The following is a 23,701-nucleotide window of genomic DNA, read 5'->3' on the forward strand; positions in this document are numbered from 1 at the left end:
TCCGAAGGGAGTGCGGCGGCGGTTTTCTTTCTAATCAGCCAATGCCGTAGCGATCCGCGCCGCAAGCCGGTCTGCCACCTTATCCTTGGGCATTCGATCCCAGCTTTCCGTGCCCGCCTCGGTGATGACATGGACGGTGTTGGCGCTGCCCCCCATCACATCCCCCGACACATCGTTGGCGACGATCCAGTCGACGTTCTTGCGCTGACGTTTGGCGGTCGCATGGGCGATCACCTGTTCGGTTTCCGCCGCAAAGCCGATCAACAGCCTTGGCCGCTGCGGGCTGCGCGCCAGCGTCGCGAGGATGTCGGGGTTTTCGACCAGCCGAAGGACTGGGGTTTCCGCGCCCTTTTTGATCTTCTGCGCCGCCCCCTCGACTCGCCAGTCGGCGACCGCCGCAACCATCACCGCGGCATCCACGGGCAGCGTTGCCTCTACCGCTGCAGCCATCTGTAACGCGGTCTCGACATCGATCCGGTCGACGCCAGCGGGTGTCGGCAGGGTAACCGGCCCGGCCACCAGCGTTACTCGCGCGCCCAGCGCAGCCAGCGCCCCCGCAATCGCAAACCCCTGCTTCCCCGACGACCGATTGGCGAGATACCGCACCGGGTCGATCGGTTCATGCGTCGGCCCGGCAGTCACGAGGATATGCTTGCCCTGCAGCATCCGTGCGTCAGCCACCGAGCATCTGCTGGATCGCTGCAAGGATCGCAGGAGGTTCGGGCAGACGGCCGGGGCCGAACTCGCCACAGGCCATCGCGCCCTCATCGGGCTCGAGCACCGTCACGCCGTCGCCCCGCAGCGTCACCACGTTGCGGACCGTGGCGGGGTGTTGCCACATTCGTACGTTCATCGCAGGCGCGGCGAGTACGCGCTTGTCGGTTGCGAGGAGCAGCGTGGTGGCGAGGTCGTCCGCGATTCCCGCCGCCATCTTGGCCATCAGGTCCGCGGTGGCGGGGGCCACCACCACCAGATCGGCTTCGCGGCTGAGCTGGATATGCCCCATCTCGACCTCGTCCTTGAGGTCCCACAAGCTCGTGTGGACCTGATTTTCGGACAAAGCGGCGAGCGTCATCGGGGTCACGAAATGCGCGCCCCCTGCGGTCAGCACGCATTTGACCGAAATCCCCGCCTTGCGGCATAGGCGGATCAGCTCGCTCGCCTTATACGCCGCGATCCCGCCGCCGATGATCAGCAGGATCTTCATCGCACCAGCCGCGTGACGATGATGCGACGCCGATCGCGCGCACGTGCCACTAGATCGCGCAGGCCATCGGGCGCGAAGGCGAGGCCGACGAGGAGCAGCGGTGCGATCATTAATCCCCAGTAGAAGGTGTCGGGGCGTCCGAACAGCCCGAGCAAGGCGGCATAGCCGCAGAACACCGTCAGGACGCGCAAAGCGACCGGGTCCGCCCAGCACGCCCATCCGAACAGCGCCAGCCCCACCAGCAGTGCCGCAAGGACTGCCGGGACGACCGCCAGCGCGGTCGACAGCATCATCGTCTTGACGAAAAAGCCGAAGCCGAGCAGCCCCATCCAGCCCGGTGACACGGGATCGGTCGAACGCACGACGTCGGCGACCGCATGCGCATGGAAGCCGAGCACCACTGCCAGCACGAGGATCGTCGCGCCCCAGCCGAGTGCCTCGCGCCGATGCCCTTCGGCGAACGCCAGGATCCCCATGATCGCGACATACACCAGCGCGGTCTCGCGGATCAGCATCGCGATCAGCCCGATCGCGACGGCCGTGGTCCACCGGTCATTGCGACGAAGTGCCAGCGACAGAGCGATCAGCATCCCCGCCCAGATCTCGTGGAAGCCGATCAGCCCGCGCTGGATGAAGACGACCATCCCGCCCGCCAGCAACAGCATCGCAAAGACCAGCGGTGGCTTCCGGACGAACGCGGCCCTGAAGCGTACGAACCAGGCACCGGCCGTTGCGGCGATCAGCGCGAAAAGCACTGCCTGGATTACCATCGGCGAAATGTGCGCCTGGATCACCGCCAGCGCGGGCAGCCGGAAGGTGATGAACGGCTTCAGTGGATAGCCGCCGCGCCGTAGTTCCTTGGCGGCTACGCCGTAATAGTCCCCGCCGCCGCGAATTGCCGACACGATCGAATCGTACAGTGCGACATCGGTCTGTACCTCGCCCGTGCCACCTTCGGGCGCGCCCGCCGGGGCGGGGACCGCGAGCGCCAGCAACGTCGCGCCGAGCAGCAGCGCCAGCAGCCCGAGCGCCCAGCGCGCCTGCGACCGACTGAGGCCGGCAAAGCGCGACGGCATGGCGAGCCATAGCGGGGCGCCGGTCGGAACGGGTGGTGGGGTGGCTAGCCCCACAACATCCATCCGGCGCCAAGACTCGCGGCGGCGCTGACGATCGCGACGATCGCATAGCGCCACCCGCCACCGAACCGCACGACCTCGATCTTGCGGAGCGGGGGCTCGGGCGGGGCACCCGGCGGATCGGGAAAGCGACGCTCGATGTTGCGGATCAGGTCGGGCAGCCGCGCGAAGGTGCGCAGGTCGGTGACGATCCGGTCGGCAACCGCAGCCTCCGGCCCCAGTTCGGTGCGGATCCATTCACGGACAAACGGTGCCGCAGCGTCCCACAGGTTGATGTCGGGATCAAGGCTGGTTGCGACACCCTCGACCATCACCATCGTCTTCTGCAGCAGCAGCAGATGCGGCTGAGTCTGCATGTCGAAGTCGCGCGTGATGTTGAACAGCCCGTCGAGCATCATCCCGATCGACATGTCCTTGACCGCCATCCCGCGCATCGGCTCGCCAACCGCGCGGAGCGCGGTCGCGAATTCTGCGACATTGTGGTGCGAGGGGACATAGCCTGCCTCGAAATGGATCTCGGCGACGCGTTTGTAATTGCCCGTGATCAGCCCGTAGAGAATCTCCGCCAGCCACACCCGCGCGCGCCGGTCGATCCGGCCCATGATCCCGAAGTCGATCGCGGCGATCTTGTTGCCGGGCAGCGCGAACAGGTTCCCCTGATGCATGTCGGCGTGGAAGAACCCTTCCGCGATCGCTTGGCGCAGGAACGCATGGACCAGCGTGTCGGCAAGCTGCGGCAGGTCATAGCCCGCCGCGATCAGTGCAGGGCGGTTCGACAGCTTGATCCCGTTGATCCATTCGAGCGTGAGCACCTTGCCGGTGGTGCGCTGCCAGTCGATCTTGGGGACGGTGAAGTCGGGCTCCGCCTGCATCGAATCGGCGAGTTCGGACGCCGAGGCCGCCTCGCGCCGCAGATCGAGCTCGCGCGCTGTCCAGCGTTTGAACGTCTCGATCGTCAGTCGAGGGCGCAGGCGCGAAAGTTCGCCGCCCATCGCCTCGACTTGCGCGGCGGCCCATTCGTACGTGTCGATCGCGCGGGTGAAGTCTTCCTCGACGCCCGGGCGGAGCACCTTGATCGCGACGGTGCGGCCGTCGGTCGTCACCGCGCGGTGGACTTGCGCGATCGACGCGGCACCGACGGGCACCGGTTCGATCGACTGGAACAGCTCGGCCGGATCACGCTGGAACGCGCGGGTGAGCGCGGCGTGAATCGTCTCATACGGGACGGGGGGCAGCGCATCCTGCAATCGCATGAGGTCGAGCGCGGCAGCGTCGCCGACCATGTCCGGGCGAGTCGCGAGCGTCTGCCCGAGCTTGATCGCGGCGGGACCGATCGCCTGGAGCGCGTCGGCATAGCGCGGCACCTTGGGCACACGCGCACCAAACCGTGCGATCCGGGCGAGGCGGCGGACGGGGGCGGGAGTGTTAGGATCCCGCTCAATCCCGCGCAGCGCGCCGTGGCGCGCGAGGATGCGGCCCCATTTGAGCAAGCGCCAGAGGTGAACAGCAGGCGCGGTCATATCTTACTCCCCTCCCCTTCAGGGGAGGGGTTGGGGGTGGGGCAGTGCGGGGTGGTCGCGCCGAATTGGGCGGCTGCGCCCTCTACGGCCCCACCCCAACCCCTCCCCTGAAGGGGAGGGGCTTTAAGCGTCGGGCTCATCAAATCTTCCAGCCGTGGTGAATCGCGACCAGCCCGCCCAGCATCGGCTCCACGCCGGTCTGGATGAACCCTGCGTCGCGAATCATCCCCTCGAAGGTCGGCATGTCGGGAAAGCGCCGGATCGACTCGATCAGATAGCGATAGCTGTCCGCATCCTGCGCAAGCAGCTTGCCAAGCTGGGGCACGACCTTGTGCGAATAGGCGTCGTACACGTCCGCGAACCCGGGCCACACGGTGGTCGAGAATTCGAGGCAGAAGAACCGTCCGCCACGCCGCAGCACGCGGTGTGCTTCGCGGAGCGCCTTGGGGATGTCGGTGACGTTCCGGATCCCGAACGCGATCGTGTACGCATCGAAGAAGCGATCGGGGAAGGCGAGCGTCTCGGCATTCGCCTCGGTCCACACCAGCCCGTCGATGCCGCGCTTGGCGGCGCGTTCCATGCCGACTTCGAGCATCTGCGGGTTAATGTCCGCGACCGTCACGCTCGCACCTGATTCGGCGATGCGGAACGCGATGTCGCCGGTGCCGCCCGCCATGTCGAGGATCTGCTCGCCCTCTCGCGGTTTGAGGCGGCGGACGAAGCGGTCCTTCCACAGCCGGTGCATGCCGCCCGACATCGCGTCGTTCATGATGTCATAGCGCGCAGCGACGCTGGAGAAGACGCCGCCGACGCGGGCGGTCTTTTCGGAGGCGGGGATGTCTTCGTAGCCGAAGGAGACTGTATCGTTCATGGCCCCCGCTCTAGCCAGTGCTTGTGGCGCGGGCAAACGCAACCTAGCTGATTGCGATGCCAGAATTGCCCGAAGTCGAAACCACCGTGCGGGGCCTGCGCCCCGTGCTAGAAGGGCAGCGCATCACTGCGGTGCAGATCCGTCGCCCCGATCTGCGGCGGCCGTTCCCGGAGGACCTCGGGCAGCGACTCACCGGCGCGACGGTGACCGCGCTCGGGCGGCGCGCGAAATACGGACTGATCGATACGACCCGCGGCGACACGATGATCTTTCACCTCGGCATGTCGGGGCGGTGGCGAGTCGATCCCGCCGAGGTCCTGCCGCACGACCACCTGATCCTGGAGACTGCGACGCACCGGCTCGCGCTCAACGACGCGCGGCGGTTCGGCTCGGTCGATCTGGTCGCGACCACGGGGCTTGCCGCTTTCCCGGCGTTCCTCGCGCTCGGGCCCGAACCGCTCGGACCGGATCTTACCGCCGCTTATCTCCACCGGATGCTCAAGGACCGGATCGCGTCGATCAAGCTGATGCTGCTCGACCAGCGGATCGTCGCGGGGCTGGGCAACATCTATGTCTGCGAAGCGCTGTTCCTCGCGGGCATCTCGCCCAAGCGCGCGGCGGGGAAGGTGTCGCGTGCGAAACTCGATCGACTCGTGCCGGCGATTCGCAGCGTGTTGCTGGCCGCGATCGAGGCCGGTGGGTCGACCTTGCGCGATTATGCCAAGCCAGACGGCGAGCTCGGATATTTTTCCAAGCAGTTCGCGGTCTATGGGCGGGGGGGGCAGCCGTGCGCCTGTGGCGGGCTGGTCCAGCGCTATGCCGAAGGGGGGCGATCGACCTTCTGGTGCCCGACCTGCCAACGCTAATTATGGCATGTGTTCTTGACCGACCCTGTGCTTGTCGGTAAGGGCAGCGGCTTCCGGGGCCGGGAGACTTCTCCCGCCCTTTCTTATTTCTAAAGTCAGAGGGCTTCATGGCGAACACGCCACAGGCGAAAAAGCGTATCCGTCGCAACGCTGCACGGGCACTGGTGAACGGCAACCGCGTCGGCCGCATCCGCACCTTCGTCAAGAAGGCTGAGGCTGCGCTCGAGTCCGGGGACAAGGTCGCGGCAACTGCAGCCATGCTGCAGGTTCAGCCCGAGTTGATGCGTGGCGTCGCCAAGGGTGTGCTCCACAAGAACACTGCCTCGCGCAAGTTCGCACGACTGACGAAGCGCCTCACCGCGCTCGCCTGAACGCGCGTTCTCTAACGATCAATTCGCCCGCCGGACATCGTCCGGCGGGCTTTTTGTCGTGCCGTGTACATCGTTCGAAAGATGGATTTTCACCGCGGGAAGAACATCGCAAGAACAGTTTTTGTCCCGTTTCTGGAAAGCGTGGTTTTACTGCGATTCGCATAACCTTCACGGAAGTGTAACGATTAAAAATCCAACGATTTCAACAGATTGTGCGATTTTTGACGCGAATCCTTGGCGGAATCCGAGTCAATCCCGATTATTTCAGAAATCTGACCGGGGCAGGGATTGATAGACTCGGCCGGTTCTTCATAACTGGCCCTCCACCGCGCAGACGATCGTCTCGCGACTCATTTCGAATGGCGCGTTCAGGCGGACTTGATTCCGGCTGTGGGGGTTTTTGTCCGTTGTATATCAAGGCTCCGCCAGCTTGGCTGGGGGGCCGGGGAAGGGTTTTGTCGTGGCATTTTTGGGGCAGGGGGTAGCGATCGCGAACAACCATAGCGCCGCCGAAACGCAGGACGACATGGTTGCGCAGGCATGGGCCACGGTCCGTGCTAATCTTCGCGAATCATCGGGCGTACGGTTGTTCGATCAGTGGCTTAAGCCGATCGTCTTGATTCCCGGGAGCGACCTGGACGCAGTGCGTCTAGGGTTGCCGTCGGCATTCATGACAAATTGGGTACGGAATCATTACGCCGACCGGTTGTTGCACGAATTCCGCGTGCTGATCCCGGCGGTGCGCAGCGTTTCGGTCGAAACCGTCGCGCGGTCAGCGCAGGTCGTGACGATCGACACGTTGCCGGCACCGGCCAACATTCAGCCGGCGGAACCGGTGCCGACGATCGAGCGCCCGTCGCTCGATCCGCGGTTCACCTTCGACCGGTTCGTGGTCGATCCGTCGAACCTCGTCGCCTACAACGCGGCGGTCGCGTTGACGCAGCCGGGGGCACCGCGGTTCAGTCCGCTGTTCCTCCACAGCGGCACGGGGCAGGGGAAGACTCACCTGATGCACGCGATCGGTGCCGCCTATCTCATGGCGGTCCCCGGTGCGCGCGTCCTGCTGATGTCGGCCGAGCGGTTCATGTATGAATTCGTCCAGGCGCTCCGCACCCGCGAGACGCATGCGTTCAAGACCCGGCTGCGCGCCGCCGACCTGCTGCTGATCGACGATCTGCAGTTCATCGCGGGCAAGGACGCGACGCAGGAAGAGTTCTTCCACACGATGAACGAAGTGATGGGCGCGGGTAAGCGGCTCGTCATCTCGGCGGATCGCTGCCCGCAGGGGCTCGACGGCGTGGAACAGCGGATCACCTCGCGGCTGTCGTGCGGCCTCGTCGCCGACATCAAGGCACCCGACCTGGCGCTGCGCCGCCGCGTGCTCGACCGCAAGCTCGCCGACATGCCGAATGCGCAGGTCCCGGTGGCGGTGCTCGATTTGCTCGCATCGCGGATCACCGGTAACATCCGTGACCTCGAAGGCGCGCTCAACCGCGTCGTCGCTTATGCGCAGCTCAGCAACGTCGAGATCGATCTCGACTTCGCGATCGCGACGCTCGGCGACGTGCTCCGCGGGGCCGAGCGCCGGGTCACGATCGACGAGATCCAGAAGGCGGTCTCGGCGCATTTCGAGATCAAGCCGATCGATCTGGTATCGGCGCGTCGCGCGGTCGTCGTCGCGCGTCCGCGGCAGATCGCCATGTATCTGGCCAAGCGTCTCACCACGCGCTCGCTACCCGAGATCGGGCGCAAGTTCGGCGGGCGCGACCATTCGACCGTGATCCATGCGGTCCGCCGGATCGAGGATCTGCGCGACAAGGATCACGAGATCGACAGCTCGGTGCGCACGCTGCTGCGCCAGTTGGAAGGGTAAAGGAGCGGTCCCGGGCAACCGGGACCTCCCCGGCCGCGCGCCTATCAGCCCGCGGCGGCGGGCGGGTTCTTCGCAAGCCAGGCCTTTGCCTGATCGTCGGTCAGCTCGACCAGATCGCCCATGACGACCGGCAGGTCGAGCAGATGCAGCCCCCAGTCGGGTAGCGCCTTGCCCCCATACATCACATCGCCGACGATATGATCGGTGCGCTTGTCCGCCGGGTTGGCATTGGTCGTCACCGCCAGATAGGACGCGGTGCCGGACGTGACGCAGCGCGTGCTGAGCAACCCCGGTACCTTGACGAAGCCGGTCGTGACGACGGCGCCGTTTTGGCTCCACGCCCCTTGCGAGGCGCTGGCGATCCCCGCACCGCGTGCGCCGAGGTAAGCGTCGGCAGGCTTGACCACACCGTCGAGCGCGGCGGGGTCGACACAGGCGACGGTCATGCCGGGTTGTGCCGCGATCCCGAAGCGGCTGTTGGCGGGCGGCGGCGCATCGGCGCGGAAGCTGACGTAGCTGACCACGCAACCGCTATCCTTGTCGCTATGGCACAAAGGCGTCGACTTGAAATCGCCGCCGACGTCCTTGCCCGCGGGGACCGCGACGTTGGTACCGGGGATGATGACAGAGATGATCTGTCGCTGGACCGGCGTCCCTTCGATCGCTTTCGCGACCAGCTCCTTGAGGATCCCCGACCCCTGGCTGTGCCCGATCAGCACGACGCCGCGCCCGTGATTGTCATAGGCGAGATATTCTTCCCACGCCGCCTTCACATCGGCGAAGGCGCGCGCACGATCTCCCTTCATCGGCTGCCCCAGCATCGCGTCGCGCAGTGCGAGCAGCGTGACCTGACGGTAGAGCGGCGCGAACACGCGGCAATGCTTGGCGAAGCGCCCCGCCTGATGCGTCGCGACGGTGATCTCTTCGGGGCCCGCGGTCATGTCGCTGTTGGGCGACGCATCGAGCGATACCGTCGGATAGACGTAGAAACAGTCGAACTTGGGATTGTCGTCGCGCGAAAATCGCTCGATCGATTGCGTCCCGTCGGCCCGGATGATCGTCGCGTCCTGATTGGCGGCGCACGCGTCGGTGCGACCCGGACGGCACAGCCAGGCATCGGGGTTGGTGTATTTCGGTGTGGCCTCGGCCGTCGGTGCGGGGGCGGGGGTCTGTGCTAACCCCCCGACGGGCATTGCGGAGGCCAGCAGGATGGCGGCAAGCGATTTCATCATAGGATCCCGACCTCTTGGCGCGACGTTTCCACCACGGCGCTTTCCCGGCCATTGCCGGGGAAGCGCCATTGTCATCGCAAGCACATATCTTGGGAAACACTAGCGCGGCGAGTCAGCCGGTCAAAGCGGATAGAGTGCGACGACCACCCCGCGCCCCTCTCCGCGCAGCACGACCCCGGCACGGGCCACACCACGCCCGTCTACCTCTGCGAGGGCGCAAACGAATGCAGGGTCGGGACGCCACATTGCCCCTGTTCCCAGCGTGGCGCTTCCCCGGCGAAGGCCGGGGCCCAGTCGCGGTGCGCAAGGTCGAGCGCGCGACGCCCGATCAGCCCGCCCTCTGCTGGGCCCCGGCCTTCGCTTGGGAAGCGCCATCGTCAGCGCAAGCATATATCGTGAGATAAAGAAGCGCGGCGAGTTAGCCGATCAAAGCGGGTAGAGCGCGCCCACGACCCAACGGCCCTCACCACGCAGCACGGCCCAGGCACGCGCCGCCGCACGGCTGTCCATCGCCTCCACCCCGATGCCCTTCGCCTCGAGCGCGCGGACGAACGCAGGGGCGGGACGTCGCATCGTCGCGCCTGTCCCGAGCAGCAGGAACTCCGGTGCCGGATCAAGCGCGATCAGGTCGCCAAGCGACTCAGGCGACAGCGTCTCGAACGCAGGCGCATCCCACTCGGCCACGGCTTCAGGGGCGATCGTCAGCGCGCGGTACACTCCCCGGAAATCCCCCGCCTCGACCTTGAAGCCGTTGGGGGAGAAACCGGTGATCGCCGGACCCGATCCGCTGGCGCGGTCGATCTGCATCAGCGCGCCTTCGGGGTGCCCGTTACGGCGACGGGCTCCGCCTGGCTTGGGTCGGGCCGCAGCCCGAGCGAGATCAGCAGCGACGACGACACGTAGATCGACGAATAGGTGCCGACGAAGATGCCGAGGATCATCGCCGCGGTGAACCCGCGCAGCACCGGCCCACCGAATATCAGTAGCGCGAACAAGGCGAGCAGAATCGTGACCGAGGTCATCACGGTGCGCGGCAACGTCTCGTTGACCGACAGATCGACGATCGCGGACATGTCCATCTTGCGATAGCGGCGCATATTCTCGCGGATGCGGTCATCGATGACGATCTTGTCGTTGATCGAATAGCCGATGATCGTCAGCACCGCGGCGACGATGTTGAGGTCGAACTCGAACCCGCTGAGCGCGAAGAAGCCGAGCGTCATCAGCACGTCGTGGACGATCGCCACGACGGTCGAGACGCCGAACTGCCATTCGAACCGGAAGATCGCGAACAGGCCGATCCCGACGACCGCGAGCACGACCGCGAGGATGCCCTTCCAGATCAATTCGCCCGAGACCTTGCCGCTGACCGAATCCTGCCGCGAGAAGCGCGCATCGGGGAAGTCGCGCGAGATCGCGACCTGAACCTGCTGGACGATGCGGTTGGCCGCGCCCTCGTCGGTGCTCTCGGGCGGCGGCAGCTTGATCGAGATGGTATTGTCGTTGCCGACCGATTGGAGCCGCGCTTCGCCCAGCTCCAGATTGTCGATGGTCGTGCGCAGCTTGTCGAGCGACGGCGGCGAAGCGAACTTCTCCTCGATCATCAGCCCGCCGACGAAATCGACGCCGAGGTTGAGCCCGCGTGTGAACACCAGCGCAAGCGCGGCGACCGACAGCAGGATCGTCAGCCCGAACGCCCATTTGCGTAGGGAAACGAAGGGGAGGTTGGTGTTGTCCGGAACGATTTTCAGCAGGCGCATGGTGTCTGGCCGATCAAATGTTGATGTCGGTCGGGCGGTTGCGGCGAATCCACAACACCACGAGCATCCGCGTGAAGGTAACGGCGGTGAAGACCGAGGTGGCGATGCCGATCAGTAGCACGACTGCAAAGCCCTTCACCGGACCCGAACCGAGCATCAGCATGATGAGCCCCGAGATCGCGTGCGTCGCGTTCGCCTCGAAGATCGTGCGGCTCGCTTCCTTATACCCGAGCTCGACCGCCTGGATCACACTGCGACCGCGACGGCGTTCCTCGCGGATACGCTCGTTGATCAGCACGTTCGCGTCGACCGCAGTACCGATCGTCAGCACGAAGCCCGCGATCCCCGGCAGCGTCAGCGTACCGTTGAGCAGCGCGAGCACACCCATGATAACGACGACGTTGATGATGACGGCATAGTCAGCATAGAAACCGAAGCGGCCGTAGGTGACGATCATGAACACGATCACCAGGATCACCGCGATCGCCGAGGCGCGGACGCCTGCGTTGATCGATTCCTGCCCGAGATCGGGGCCGACGGTGCGTTCCTCGACGATCTTGAGCGAGATCGGCAATTTGCCCGAGCTCAGCGCGATCGCAAGGTTGTTCGCGGATTCGACAGTGAACGAGCCTTCGATATAGCCCGCCCCGCCGAGGATCGCGGTGTTGATCCGGGGTGCCGAGATGACCGCGTCATCGACAATCACGGCGAACCGCTTGCCGGTGTTCGCCTGGGTGATTGCGGCGAACTTGCGCCCGCCCTCGGCGTTGAAGCTGAAGTCGACGATCGGGGCGTTGTCTTCCTGCTTGAACGACTGTTTTGCAGTCAGCAGCTGGTCGCCGGTGATGATCGCCTGACGCTTGACGAGGATCTTCGCGCCGGGGCCACCCTCGGGATAGGGGAGCGCCTGCGTGCCCGCGGGGATGATCCCGCCGGGGACATAGGGCTGGTCCGCGACCATCTTGAATTCGAGCTTGGCGGTCTTGCCGATCAACTCGCGCAAAGCGCGCGGATCCTTGAGGCCGGGAACCTGGACGACGATGCGGCTGGTGCCCTGGCCGACGATCGTCGGCTCCTTGGTGCCGAGCTTGTCGATGCGGGTGCTGACCACGTCCCGCGCGGTCGACATCGCTTCCTTGATCGACGCGTTGATGCCCGCCTCGGTCGGGGTCATCACGATCCGCGACGAATCGACGACCTGCAGGTCCCAGTCGCGCTGGCCGGTCAGGCCGACGCCGCCGGTCAGCTTGTTGAGCCGCTCGCGCGCTGCATCAAGCTGCGTCACGTTCCGCAACATGAAGCTCAGCTTGCCGTTGTCGGTCGCGATGTCGCCAATCGGGATCACCGGGTTGAGCGCCATTTGCGTGACGATCTGCTCGCGCATCGCCTCGAGCCGGTTCTTGACCAGCTCGTTGGTGTCCGCCTCGAGCAGCAGATAGCTGCCCCCCGCCAGATCGAGCCCCTTGTTGACCCGCGGATGCGGGAACGCGCCCCAGCGGTCGGTGACCGACTCGGGCAGGAAACTCGGGATCGCCAGCGCCATCAGCGCGGCGAGGAAAGCGAAGATCGATATGACCTTCCAGCGGGGGAAATCGAGCATCGGATCAGTCGTTCGCGGGCTTGGAGCCGAGCGGCGTCACTTCGGCGAGCGTCGCCTTGACGACGCGGATGCGCGTGGTCGGCGCGATCTCGACTTCGACGAAGCGGTCCTCGACCTTGGTCACCTTGCCGACGATGCCGCCAGCCGTGACAACCGAATCACCCTTCTTGACCGCGTTGATCGCCGCCGCCTGGTTGCGCGCGCGCAATTGCTGCGGGCGCAGGATCATGAAGTAGAAGGCGACGAAGACCAGCAGCAGCGGGCCGAAGTTGACGAGCAGCGACAGAAATCCGTCGGGGCCGGCACCGGTGGCGGCGCCTGTGGTCTGGGCAGAAGCTGGGGTGGCGAACATGGGCTACCTTGGTAAAGCGGACCCGCCTGCACGCAACCGTCGTGCGGGCAAGGGACATGCGGGATTGCGGGACGAAGACGCCCCGCTACAAGCAGCGCGCGCTATCATCTCACGCGCGCCGGTGCAACGGATCATGACTTCAGGAGACGCGAACATGACGATCCTCGTCCTCGGGCACATCAAGACCGCACCGGGCGATGCCGCCCGCATCAAGGACTTGCTGGCCGCACATGTCGCGCGCGTCGAACAGGAAGACGGTTGCGAATTCTACGCCTTTTCGTTCGACGTCGCCGATCCGGACGTGATCCGCATCGCCGAGCGCTGGGCATCGGAAGACGCGCTTGCCGCGCACGGACAGGCCGACCACCAGAAAGCGTTCGGGCGCACTTTGCGCGATCTCGGCATTGTCGAGATGAGCGTGAAGACCTGGGAGGGCAGCTCCTCGCGGACCCTGATCGGCGATTGAGCCGTTGGCTCAGTCGGATGGTTAACAACGGTCGGCAAACCCTGTGGCAAAACGCATGATGGTTCGGTTCGGGACGGGGCTCGCAACCGCGGGGGCGGTCGCCTTATGGTGTGGCGCCGCACCTGCGGTAGCGGCCGAAAGCAGTCGCGAGACGCTGACCCAGACCGCGTTCGGCGCATCGGATCGCCCCAGCGCGTTGCGGCAGATCGCCAATGTCGAGGCGAATGCCGCGGCCACGCTGTTGCGCTCCCCCGGCGACGTCGAGGCGCAACTGACGCGCGCGCTGGCGACGAGCTACCGGGCGAAGCTGACCAACAGTCGTGCCGACGCGCTGCAAGCAAAGGCGCAGTTCGAGGCGATCACCGCGCGCAACCCGCGCGATGCGGAGGCACAGGCAGCGCTCGGTGCGTGGCATCTGAGTGCGGTCAAATCGCTCGGTGGGCTGGTCGCGCGTGGCGCGCTCGGTGCGCGCAAGGCGTCGGGGCTCGACGCACTCGACCGTGCAGTTGCGCTCGGCGGGCAACGCGCGCTGTTCCCGGGGCTGGCAGCGTTGTTGCGGCTTGCGATCGACCCCAAGGACCCGGTCGGCGCATCGCTGGCGGAAACCGCGGCGCGCGCGGCGACTCCGACCGCGCTCGACCGGATCCTTCAGCGCCGCGCCGTTCTGCTGATCGCGCCGCTGAAAAATGGCGACGCACGCGGGGTTCAGGCGCTTGCGAACCGCTTATTACCGCTTGGTCAATTCAAGTGACTTGCATCCGTCGCATTCTCGGCCTAACGCGCCTGCCTCGGTCGGGGCGTAGCGCAGCCTGGTAGCGCATCACACTGGGGGTGTGGGGGTCGCAGGTTCGAATCCTGTCGCCCCGACCAGAGATTTCACATCCTGCCAGTTGAACACGCCAGTAACGCCTTGCGGCGACGGCATCACGAGCGTTTACGACGCCCGACGTTCCAGAGATGTGCTTCCCAATAGCTTGGTCGTGTGACCTCGAACCAAAGTACCGCTTCGAAAAAGGTTGTGTTCTGCCCGAACGCCGTCATGAACTTGTCAACGGGTGGTATCGGCATCGTCATCAAGACGTGCCGATCGAGCGTCGTGTGAAGCTTTGGTCAAGGCATATGCTCGGGATCACCAATGCAACACGATGCGACGTCGACGGGACACCGTGCGGACATTGACGGCCTGCGAGCCCTGGCAGTCTTGCCGATTACCTTCTTTCACGCCGGTATCCCGGGTTTTGGCGGCGGTTACGTCGGGGTCGACATCTTCTTCGTCATATCAGGCTTTCTGATTACGCGGATCATCGACCGTGACGTGACGGAGGGACGGTTCAGCTACGCAATCTTTTACGAACGCCGGATCCGTCGGATTTTCCCGGCGCTCATCGGTATGCTTACGGCCTGCATCGCCGCTGCCTATTACTTCGTGTTGCCCACCGAAATGCACGCATTCGCATTGAGCGTGCTGGGAACGCTGCTTTTTGCGTCCAACATCGTGTTCTGGCGGCAGTCGGGCTATTTCGACATCAATGCCTATGACAAGCCGTTGCTGCACACCTGGTCGCTCGGGGTCGAAGAGCAATTTTATATCGGTTTCCCGATCATTCTTGCGGTCATCATCCGGTATTTCCCCGCGCAACGCCGGTTGCTGGTTGCCCTGCTGGCAGTGGTGTCGCTCGCGGCCTGTATTGTCCTGACCCCGGTCAAACCGATGGCGACCTTCTACCTGATCCCGACGCGTGCCTGGGAACTGCTGGCTGGATCGCTGATCGCGCTTGGGGCCGTTCCCACGGTTCGTTCGGCGTTCATCCGGGAAATCGCTGCGGCGTGCGGGATCGTCCTGATCGTCGCCGCGAGCGTCCTGTTCGATCCGCAGACCGGCTTTCCGGGCGTGGCGGCGATGCTGCCGGTTGGAGGCGCAGCACTGATCGTGGCCTACGCGCCCGGCACGCGGGCTGGCCAGGTGCTTGCCTTTCGTCCTTTCGCGTTTGTCGGGTTGATCTCCTATTCGTTGTATCTCTGGCACTGGCCGCTGATTGTCTTTGCGCGGCGATTGCCGCTGCCCGGGACGGCCCTCGATCATGCTGTGGGTCTGGTCATCGTTTCCCTGGTGATGGGCTACCTTTCCTGGAAGTTCATCGAGACACCGTTCCGCAATAGGTTGCGGTTCGCCCGCAAGCACGTGTTCGGGTTTGCCGCCGCGAGTGGGGCCATCCTGCTGACGGTCGGCGGGGCGTTTGCGCTGAGTACCGACGGTCTCGTCGGGCGGCGGTTTTCTCCCGAAGTGCTGGCGTACGATGCGGGTCGGCTGGACTCCAGTCCCGAGCGTGACCGGTGCCATCCTCTCGATGGCCTGGCCCCGCCGGAGAAGGCGTGCGTCTTTGGCGGCAAGACCGAGCATACGGCCCTATGGGGTGACAGCCATGGCATCGAACTGGCCTACGCGCTCGGCAGCCCGGCCCATCCACTGCGATCGCTGACATATTCGGGCTGCCCGCCCGCCACGGGGTTCATCGTGCCCGAACGTCCGGCGTGCGTCGATCATAACGCGCTGGTCCTGGACTATCTGAGAACCAGCACGCGCATCCATACCGTCATTCTTGCGAGCTTTTTCGCATGGAACCTCGACGACCCGCACTATCGGCGTGGTATGCTAGAGAGCATCCGGGCGCTGCAGCGGAGCGGGAAAACGGTCTTCCTGCTTGGTCCGACCCCAGCCGAAGTGGGCGAGGATCTGCCCCATTACCTGCTCCTGACCGGCACTCGCGAGATCCGCGTTCAGGACTATCGCACCCGGCAGGCATCCACGATCCGGTATGTACAGTGGCTTGGGCGATCGGGCGTAGTCGTCCTCTGGCCAAGCGATGTTTTCTGCTCGCCCACCACGTGCCGCCTGACCACCGGTAATCGGCCGATCCTGTTCGACAGCCATCATTTGACCGTGAGTGCCGCCCGCGATCTAGCGCGGCGCTTTACGCCGCTGATCTGGCCTCCGGCGGCACCGTGAGCAATGCGGGCGGTGGGTCGGGCACCACCCACACTGCGATTCGTCAGCCAGAGTGGCAGACACGACCAGTATTGTTGCCGTGGCATCCCATAGCACGCTACAGCCGCCCCCAGCATGGCGTTTGCGCCGTGCGCTTGTCCGGAGAATATTCTTGCGTCGTCAAACCATTCTAATGTCGCTGGCCGTTGGCCTGTCGCTCGTTCCCGCCGCTGCGACCGCGCAGGCCGCCGACCCGGACGTGCGGTGCATGCTGGTCAGCAACGTCTTCGCCGAGAAGGAAGCCGACCCCAAGAAGAAGCAGGTCGCGATCATCTCGGTCGCTTATTATCTCGGCCGGGTCGACGCCAAGCTGTCGCCTGCGCAGTTCCGCAGCGCGGTCGTCGCGGTCGGCAAGGAACCGATGGGCAAGGACATCGCTCAGACGATGACCAATTGCGCACGCGGCCTCCAGGCCAAGCAGATCGCGACCGCCGAAATGATCCAGGGCGTCGCGAAGAGCCAGCAGCCTGCGGCCGCCGCCAAGAAGTAACGTCTAGCCCATGACCCGCGCCGCGATGCTGCCCAGCAGGATCGCGGCGAAGGGACCGATCGCCAGCATCTGCCGCCAGCGCGGCACCGCCCATGTCGCGGGTTGGCCGAGCAACAGCGCCGCCGCCACGCCTGTCGCGGTAATCGTCCAGAGATGATAGCGCACTTCGGACGCCACGCTGAGCGGCAGGTAGCTGAGGGCGTAGAGCAGCGCCGACCATGCAAGCGTAGGCGCGATGTTGCCCGCCCCACCCGTGCCAGCCCCGCCTTCTCCCCCGCCAAGTGACGGGCGCAACACCACCAGGCCGAACGCCAGCGCGATCCAGCAGGCTGGCCAGCCGAGCGGGGTGGCGAGACTCGCGATTGCCAGCGTTGCGATACCATCGCGCAGCGCGCCGGGTGTGACCGCATAGCCCCAGCGATTGGGATCGGACTCGAGCGACAGTCCGGGCAGGTCCGCATCCTGCACGAAAGCGCGCGTATTGCGGTCAAAATGGGCGAGCCGATGTGCCACATAGGCGCCCGGATGGTCGACAATTGCAGCAATCCACCAGCGATAGGCTGCGTGCTTAGCGCTTAGCGGCGCCCGCAGCGTAGCGAAACCGATCGCGCAGGGTTCGTCCGCCCACCATGCGTAGCTGTCCCAGGAGATCGGCGAATAGCAGGCGCTGTTGACCGCGACCGGATCGGCGACGCCGGTCGGGGGGAAGACGTCAGCGTTCGCAAAGCGTCCGATCCCGCCGAGATCGTAGATCACGAGCGACAGTTCCACCCCGCTGCGGTCCGCCCGTAACGCCGCATTGGCGAGGGGGAGTGCGAGGACGAGCGGTACGATCGCAAGCGTGGCGGTCGCGGCTAGCCGTGGCAGCGATCGTCGCCACGCGGCAGGCGCGAGCGCGACAAGCAAGGGAAGGCACGCTGGCACTGCATTGAAACGGAGCGATGCGGCGGCGATCAGCAGCATGGCGGCGCAGATCCGGGGCCAATGCGCAGTCGGACTGGCGACAGCGACCAGCCCTGCTGCGAACAGCAAGGCGCCCGCGAACAGGCTGTCCTTTAATATCGTGCCGATCAGCACCAGCGCGATCGGCGAGACCGCCAGCACGAGTATGGCGACGACCGGCCCCCGCATCCTTCGACGCAGCGTGGCGAGCGCGAGCATCCCGGTCCCGGCCCAGTAGAGTGTCGCCTGCACCACCAGCATCGGCGCTGGTCCGGCGGCAATACGCCGCAGCAGGTGCCACAACCAGTTCATCGCGGGCGGATGCCAATCGTCGTAATGGCCGCTGACGGCCTGGCCATATTGGCGGATCGCATCCCAGGTCATGATTCCCGGCCAGAAAACTGCCAGCTGGGTGATGATTCCGGCGGCGATCAGCAGCGTAACGATCTGCACCGAAAGTGTGGCTCTCCGCATGGATTGCGGTTAGCATGACGAACCCATCGGCCGTCACGCAAGAATTACGAAGGATTGCAATTCTGCGCGGGAGGATCGACTATAAGTGGGATATATCCGGGGGAGTATTGTTTTGACTCAGGCTGTATTGATCGCAGACGACCATCCGATGTGCGCGGCAGCGCTGGCAATGGCGACCGAACAGGTTGCGCCGGGCGCCGACACGGTCAAGGTGGGGACGATCGCGGAGGCGGTCGCCGTAGCGGAGCAACGTCGCTTCGACCTGATCTTGCTCGATTTAATGTTGCCCGATGTGCAGGGGTTCGCGGGCTTGCTGATGCTGCGCCGGCTCCAGCCGCGCGCCACCGTAGCGATCGTCAGCAGTACCGACGATCCTGCCGTCATGCGCCGCGCCGCACGCGAGGGGGCGAGCGGCTATATCCCCAAGAGCGCCCCGATGAGTGCGATGGTTGGCTCGATTCGGACGCTAATGACGGGCGGAAACGCGTTTCCGGCGGAGATGGCGCAGACGGATAGCGACGTCGTGACGCTCCCCTCCCGCATCGGCGAACTGTCGCCTGCGCAATTCCGCGTCCTGCGCGCCGCCGCGGATGGCAGCCAGAACAAGCAGATCGCCTATGAACTCGGGATCGCCGAAACGACCGTGAAGACGCATTTCGCGCAGATCTTCCGCAAGCTCGGCGTTACCAACCGGACCCAGGCGATCCTGGCGTTGCAAGCGCTGGACGTCGCTGCGTGATGCCGTTTAGTCGTTGATGTAGAACGACATTATATCAAATGGCAGTGGTCGCTCGTGCCTCTTCGATCGCGGCCATCGTGCGGACGGCAAGCCCTGTCAGGGCGTCGCTTGTGCGACATTCGCCACGTTCGATCGCCAGGCACGCTAGCGCAAGATCGAGCGCGCCGATCCCGTTGCACGCCCCGCGCAAGGCATGCGCCTCGCGTTCCGCCCGGACGTGATTGCCTTCCGCGAGCGCTCCGGCGATCGCTTCCGTGCGCGCCCCGATATCGCGCACCATCATCTCGAGCAACCGGTCCGCATCCGCGTCGCCAACCGCGCCACGCAGGTCGGCAAGGCGGTCGCAATCAAGCAGCGTTTCCGGCGCGATGGCGGTGGCGGGCGACAAGTCGGCGGCGGGGGCAGGGGCGAGCAGCGCGGTGACCTTCTCGACCAGTTCCTCGGGCGCGAAGGGTTTGCGGACATAGGCGTTCGCGCCGGCATCCAGCGCCATCTTGACGTGCCATTCGCTCCGCCGAGCGGTCAGGATCACCACCGGAAGATCCCGGAACATCGCCGATGTCCGCATCTCGCCAAGGATCGCGAGACCCGTCTTCCCGGGTAGCGCGCAGTCGAGGATCACCAGATCGGGACCGCTATCCCACAGGCTGTCGAGCGCATCGGCACCGTCACCCACCGGCAGAACAACATGGCCAAGCGGTGTCAGCGTCCGCGCGACGATCGCGCAGATCAACTCGTCGTCATCGACGATCACGATGCGGGCCATCGTCTTATCCCGCCTGCCGCACGCGGTGCAGCTGCGCGTGACCCGATTGGAGCACCGTGTCGCGCGCCGCCCCGGCGGGGATGTCGAGCCCGTCGTCGATGTCCCGCGCTACCGTGCCGAGCTTGCCGTGGCCGAAGAAGGCCGCGGTGCCCGCCACCTGATGCAGCGCGTGGCGCAGCGCATCGATCGCGGCGGCATCGACCGTATCCAGCGCGATCGTGGCGTCATACAGCGCGAAGAGGTTGCGCACCCGTGCATCGAACTGCGCCTGGAGATCGGTGTCGTCACTGGTTGCCTGGGGCACGACCGGCGGCTGTTTGGGCACTGCCCAGCGTCGCACGATATCGTCCAGCGCACCCATCTGCACAGGCTTTGCCAAATGTCCCTGCATTCCCGCCGCGACGCAGCTTTCGACGTCGCTGGCATAGGCGTTGGCGGTCAGCGCGACGATCGGGAGCGTTTCCGCCGAAATGCCCGCGTCTCGAATCCGTTTGGTCGCTTCGATCCCGTCGAGTTCCGGCATTTGCATGTCCATCAATATCAGCGCGAACGGCGTAGCCGCGCTCCTGGCACGTTCGACCATCGCGATCGCTTCGAGCCCGGTACGGGCAATAGCGGGACGATAACCAAGCCGTGTTAGCATAGCCTTAATGAGCGTCTGGTTGACCTCATGGTCTTCGGCAACAAGCACGCGTGCACCCGGTACGGCGGGCAGCGCAGGGGCGGCGGTGCGCCTCTGTGTGATGACGGACTGTTCCGCGGGCGCGACGATCAATGGGAGGCGCACCGTCACCGTCGTCCCGACGCCGACCGTGCTGGTGAGCGAGATCGTGCCGTCCATCAAGTGCGCAAGCTGGTTCGAGATCGCGAGGCCGAGCCCGGTGCCACCGTGCCGACGCGAGGTGCTCACATCCTCCTGGACGAATTCGTGGAAGATCGCACCCTGGCGATCCTCCGCAATGCCGACGCCGGTATCCGCGATCGCAACGACAATCATGGCGTCATCGCACGATACGCTCAGTCGAATCGATCCGCGTTCGGTAAACTTGGCCGCGTTTCCGAGCAGGTTCAGCACGATCTGTCGCAAGCGCAGCCCGTCCCCGATCACCGCGTTCGGGACGGAATCGGCGACGTCGACCTCGAGCGCGATCCCTGCCGTGGTGGTGAGCGGCATGATCAACCGCGCGCAGCTCCGGGCGAGGTGATGCCAGTCGACGCGGTCTTGCGCGAGCGTGACATGCCCCGCCTCGATCTTCGAAAGATCCAGGATGTCGTTGAGCAACCGCATCATCGCCTTGCCGGAATCGGCAATCATCTGGAGCTTCTGCTGCTGATCCTTGCGGGGATTTTCCGCGAGCAGCAGTTCGGTGAAGCCGAGCACACCGTTCATCGGCGTCCGGATTTCATGGCTCATGTTGGCGAGGAAGCTCGATTTCGCCTGCGCCGCGACTTCGGCATGGCGTCGCGCTGAGTCCAGCTCGAATTCGAGTCGCTTGCGTTCGGAAATGTCGCGCACCGACGAGATTATCTCGCGTGGCTCGCCCGTCACGGGGTCGCGCACCAGCCCACTGTTCGACTCAAGCCAGCGCCAGGTGTCGGGCTGATCGACGCGTTTCATGCGATAGGCGATCACGCGCCGATCGATCAGCCCCGCGCCAAGCGCCCGATGCGTCCTGAGTACGTCTTCGACATCATCGGGATGGTATCCACGCAGCATGTTGCGCCCGACCAACTGATCAGGCCGCAATCCGACGAGATCGAACACCGATGGGGAAACGTACAGGCAAACCCCATCGATCGACGTCCGGAATACCGCATCGGTGGCGTTCTCCGCCAGCAGCTTTAACTGCTCGGTTCGCTCGCGAAGGGCTGCTTCGGTGGCTTTGCGATGCGTGATATCGACGTTGACGCCGATGAAACCGATCTGCCGGCCGGAATCGTCCCACTCGCTGGTGGTGATCGTCTCGACCCAACGGATCGATCCGTCGGGGCGAACGAAGCGGAATTCGGTGCGAAGCTCGCGCGACTCGAGCACGGTCTCGCGCCATTCCGTGCGCAAACGCTCCAGATCGTCGGGGTGAACCGACGGGATCCACCCGTCCCCGGATGCCTGTTCCAGCGTTAGCCCCGCCACATCCAACCAGGCACGATTGGCATAGACGATACCGCCTTGCGCATTGGAGCGGTAGATGCCCGCCGGCGACAGTGCCGCCAGCGTCTCGAACAGTCGCTTGCTCTCCGCCAGCGCAATTCTGGCGCGCCGTTGTTCGGTGATGTCGACGACCGCGCCGACGTATCCCGTCAGAACACCCTGGCTGTCGAACTCGGCGCTGTTGACGCTTTGCACCCACAGCTCGCCACCCTTGGGATCGTGGAAGGCAAAATCCCGAACCTTGATCGTCCCGGGCGTGAGCCCATGCCAGGCCGGTTCGCGCACGAAGGTTCCGGGGTCGACCAACGCCTGCATCCAGCCGGTCCCGAGCGATTCCTCGACCGAGAGGCCGATCTTGGTCGCCCAGGCGCGGTTGACGTAGGTGAGGCCGCCATCGGGGCCGGCCCGGAAGATGCCGACGGGCGCCGCCTCGGCAAGCCGGCGGAACCGGACTTCGCTGTCCTCGAGGGCGCGTTGTGTCGCGACTGCAGCCGTGATGTCGCGGATCGTCCCGATCGTGCCGTCAAACGTGCCATCCGCACTGGCGAGGCGGCGCAACGTCACCTCGATGTGGCGGGATTCGCCAGATGCCGTGTAGAACCGCTGCTTGAGTGTGGTCTCCTCGATCTCGCCCGAGACAATCCGTGGATAGTGTGTGGCCGCATGCGTGCGGTCTTCCGGATGCAGCAGCCGCGCGGTGTGCCAGCCAAGGCTTTCTTCGACCGAATAGCCGGTCAGCGTTTCCCATGCGCGGTTGAGGAAGATCCATCGCCCCTCGGCGTCGGTCCGGAACACCGCTTCCTGCATCGCGGCCAGCAGCGTATCCGAGAAATCGCGCGCATATTTCAGTTCGGCCCGCGTACGATCCCGCGTGCTGAGAACCGAGGCGAACGGCAGACCGATCCCGAACGCGGTTGCCAGTAGCACCTGCAAAACGTGGATCCGCATGCTGAAGGGCACGTCAATCAGCCACATCGGCCCCGATCCGCGAAGCGTCTCGACGGTCGCGATGACCGACACGACCAGGATCGTCGCCGCCGTACCGATGATGCCGAGGCGCATTGCGGCGACGATCATCATCGGCAGACACAGGAACGCCAGCGGATAGCGCGTTTGCCCGAACACAACGATCGCGAGCGCCGCACTGCCCAGCAGGATTCCCGCGATTTCCGGGAACCGCGCGCGATCGACTTCATGGCGGCGCGGCCAGGCGTCGATCGCGATCAGCGCGACCGGTCCGGTGATCAACATCCCAAGTCCGTTGGCAAGCGACCACGAAAGCCACGCGCGCCACACGATCCATTCCCCAGGAGGGGCCAGGCGCAATGCCACCGCAAAGCCCGAAATTGCCGGCGCGACAACGGCACAGCACAGTACGTAGCGCGTCACGTCGGCGATCTCGCGCATGTCCGGGCGGCTTGTCCGACCGAGCGTGAACAGCCAGCATCCGAACATCGCCTCGGCGACGTCGATCAGCGGAAACATGAGGTTCGCCCCGACCGAACCCGATGCCACGACGCTGGCCGTGACGAGCCCGATCAACGTTGCGACGATCCATCCGGCTGAGCGGGCCCAGCCGCCTCGCAGAATGGCGGCGGTCAGCAACGCATTGGGGAGCCACAAGGCCGCGATCGATTCTTCGCCGACCGACCACACGATCCCGATCCAGGCAAGCGCGAAGATCGTCGCGCCGAATAGGCACCGCGCAAGCAACCAGCCGACCCGATGGGCCCACTGCGTCTGCCGATCCTGCTGTGGAGGTAAAAGCGCTGCTGTCATGGGCCCTTGGGAACCAGGGTTGGGTGCACGGCCTTGAATAGCAAATCGCAGACATGCTG

Annotated in this window: 19 protein-coding genes, 1 tRNA gene and 1 pseudogene; 9 read left to right on the forward strand and 12 right to left on the reverse strand. The window is 65.1% G+C overall.

Translation table 11 applies throughout. From position 1 onward, the window contains the following. Positions 1 to 30: 30 nt before the first annotated feature. The 4 genes and pseudogenes from coaBC to ABIC17_RS11380 all read right to left on the reverse strand — a co-directional run bounded on the left by coaBC (position 31) and on the right by ABIC17_RS11380 (position 4,734). Positions 31 to 1,207 (reverse strand): annotated as a pseudogene (coaBC, locus tag ABIC17_RS11365) (bifunctional phosphopantothenoylcysteine decarboxylase/phosphopantothenate--cysteine ligase CoaBC). After that, positions 1,204 to 2,346: a glycosyltransferase family protein gene (locus ABIC17_RS11370; RefSeq protein WP_354281928.1), complete on the reverse strand. Its 1,143-nt coding sequence runs from the start codon at positions 2,344 to 2,346 to the stop codon at positions 1,204 to 1,206. Before ABIC17_RS11370 ends, coaBC begins: the two are co-directional and overlap by 4 nt. Continuing rightward, on the reverse strand, positions 2,328 to 3,863 hold the full coding sequence (gene ubiB, locus ABIC17_RS11375; protein ID WP_354281929.1) for a 2-polyprenylphenol 6-hydroxylase: 1,536 nt from the start codon (positions 3,861 to 3,863) through the stop codon (positions 2,328 to 2,330). Before ubiB ends, ABIC17_RS11370 begins: the two co-directional genes overlap by 19 nt. A gap of 139 nt (positions 3,864 to 4,002) precedes the next feature. After that, a complete protein-coding gene (locus ABIC17_RS11380) occupies positions 4,003 to 4,734 on the reverse strand; it encodes a class I SAM-dependent methyltransferase (protein ID WP_354281930.1) in 732 nt (243 codons plus the stop codon). A gap of 56 nt (positions 4,735 to 4,790) precedes the next feature. On the opposite strand from ABIC17_RS11380, the gene mutM reads away from it, so the two are divergent. From mutM to dnaA, 3 genes are all read left to right on the forward strand, one after another. Beyond that, entirely contained in the window at positions 4,791 to 5,600 is an 810-nt protein-coding gene (gene mutM / locus ABIC17_RS11385; protein WP_354281931.1) for a bifunctional DNA-formamidopyrimidine glycosylase/DNA-(apurinic or apyrimidinic site) lyase, read from the forward strand. A gap of 107 nt (positions 5,601 to 5,707) precedes the next feature. Next, complete coding sequence (gene rpsT, locus ABIC17_RS11390) at positions 5,708 to 5,971, forward strand: 30S ribosomal protein S20 (protein ID WP_354281932.1); 264 nt, start codon at positions 5,708 to 5,710, stop codon at positions 5,969 to 5,971. A gap of 526 nt (positions 5,972 to 6,497) precedes the next feature. Continuing rightward, entirely contained in the window at positions 6,498 to 7,844 is a 1,347-nt protein-coding gene (gene dnaA / locus ABIC17_RS11395; RefSeq protein ID WP_354282323.1) for a chromosomal replication initiator protein DnaA, read from the forward strand. A 44-nt stretch (positions 7,845 to 7,888) separates the two neighbouring features. Here dnaA and ABIC17_RS11400 read toward each other — a convergent pair whose 3' ends face one another. The 5 genes from ABIC17_RS11400 to yajC form a co-directional block, all read right to left on the reverse strand. Further along, positions 7,889 to 9,073: a DUF3089 domain-containing protein gene (locus tag ABIC17_RS11400; protein ID WP_354281933.1), complete on the reverse strand. Its 1,185-nt coding sequence runs from the start codon at positions 9,071 to 9,073 to the stop codon at positions 7,889 to 7,891. Positions 9,074 to 9,502: 429 nt separating this feature from the next. Further along, the gene (locus tag ABIC17_RS11405; RefSeq protein WP_354281934.1) at positions 9,503 to 9,883 is read right to left on the reverse strand and encodes an Mth938-like domain-containing protein; all 381 of its coding nucleotides are present in this window, start codon (positions 9,881 to 9,883) and stop codon (positions 9,503 to 9,505) included. Beyond that, complete coding sequence (gene secF, locus ABIC17_RS11410; protein WP_354281935.1) at positions 9,883 to 10,836, reverse strand: protein translocase subunit SecF; 954 nt, start codon at positions 10,834 to 10,836, stop codon at positions 9,883 to 9,885. Before secF ends, ABIC17_RS11405 begins: the two co-directional genes overlap by 1 nt. Before the next feature lie 13 nt (positions 10,837 to 10,849). Then, positions 10,850 to 12,436, reverse strand: coding sequence for a protein translocase subunit SecD (gene secD, locus ABIC17_RS11415; RefSeq protein WP_354281936.1), 1,587 nt, complete (start codon positions 12,434 to 12,436; stop codon positions 10,850 to 10,852). A 4-nt stretch (positions 12,437 to 12,440) separates the two neighbouring features. Continuing rightward, positions 12,441 to 12,788 (reverse strand): preprotein translocase subunit YajC, encoded by a 348-nt coding sequence (gene yajC / locus ABIC17_RS11420; RefSeq protein ID WP_354281937.1) that lies wholly within the window; start codon positions 12,786 to 12,788, stop codon positions 12,441 to 12,443. Positions 12,789 to 12,942: 154 nt separating this feature from the next. On the opposite strand from yajC, the gene ABIC17_RS11425 reads away from it, so the two are divergent. The 5 genes from ABIC17_RS11425 (at position 12,943) to ABIC17_RS11445 (ending at position 16,790) form a co-directional block, all read left to right on the forward strand. Further along, positions 12,943 to 13,254 carry a putative quinol monooxygenase gene (locus ABIC17_RS11425; RefSeq protein ID WP_354281938.1) on the forward strand — a complete coding sequence of 104 codons (312 nt, stop codon included), beginning with the start codon at positions 12,943 to 12,945 and terminating at the stop codon, positions 13,252 to 13,254. A gap of 55 nt (positions 13,255 to 13,309) precedes the next feature. After that, positions 13,310 to 14,005, forward strand: a complete 696-nt coding sequence (locus ABIC17_RS11430) for a hypothetical protein (RefSeq protein WP_354281939.1) — start codon at positions 13,310 to 13,312, stop codon at positions 14,003 to 14,005. A 42-nt stretch (positions 14,006 to 14,047) separates the two neighbouring features. Next, positions 14,048 to 14,124: transfer RNA gene (locus ABIC17_RS11435), tRNA-Pro, on the forward strand. Between the two features lie 265 nt (positions 14,125 to 14,389). Continuing rightward, positions 14,390 to 16,261, forward strand: a complete 1,872-nt coding sequence (locus tag ABIC17_RS11440) for an acyltransferase family protein (protein ID WP_354281940.1) — start codon at positions 14,390 to 14,392, stop codon at positions 16,259 to 16,261. A 172-nt stretch (positions 16,262 to 16,433) separates the two neighbouring features. After that, positions 16,434 to 16,790, forward strand: a complete 357-nt coding sequence (locus ABIC17_RS11445) for a hypothetical protein (protein ID WP_354281941.1) — start codon at positions 16,434 to 16,436, stop codon at positions 16,788 to 16,790. Positions 16,791 to 16,793: 3 nt separating this feature from the next. On the opposite strand, the gene ABIC17_RS11450 is transcribed toward ABIC17_RS11445, so the two are convergent. Continuing rightward, entirely contained in the window at positions 16,794 to 18,206 is a 1,413-nt protein-coding gene (locus tag ABIC17_RS11450; protein WP_354281942.1) for a hypothetical protein, read from the reverse strand. A gap of 112 nt (positions 18,207 to 18,318) precedes the next feature. Here ABIC17_RS11450 and ABIC17_RS11455 point away from each other — a divergent pair, with 112 nt between their 5' ends. Then, positions 18,319 to 18,945 (forward strand): response regulator transcription factor, encoded by a 627-nt coding sequence (locus ABIC17_RS11455; protein WP_354281943.1) that lies wholly within the window; start codon positions 18,319 to 18,321, stop codon positions 18,943 to 18,945. Between the two features lie 34 nt (positions 18,946 to 18,979). Here the strand turns inward: ABIC17_RS11455 and ABIC17_RS11460 are convergent, their stop codons facing one another. Then, entirely contained in the window at positions 18,980 to 19,711 is a 732-nt protein-coding gene (locus tag ABIC17_RS11460; protein ID WP_354281944.1) for a response regulator transcription factor, read from the reverse strand. Between the two features lie 4 nt (positions 19,712 to 19,715). Next, positions 19,716 to 23,642 carry a PAS domain S-box protein gene (locus ABIC17_RS11465; protein WP_354281945.1) on the reverse strand — a complete coding sequence of 1,309 codons (3,927 nt, stop codon included), beginning with the start codon at positions 23,640 to 23,642 and terminating at the stop codon, positions 19,716 to 19,718. Between the last annotated feature and the right edge of the window lie 59 nt (positions 23,643 to 23,701).

It is taken from the genome of Sphingomonas sp. PvP056 (assembly GCF_040549155.1).
GTDB lineage: Bacteria > Pseudomonadota > Alphaproteobacteria > Sphingomonadales > Sphingomonadaceae > Sphingomonas.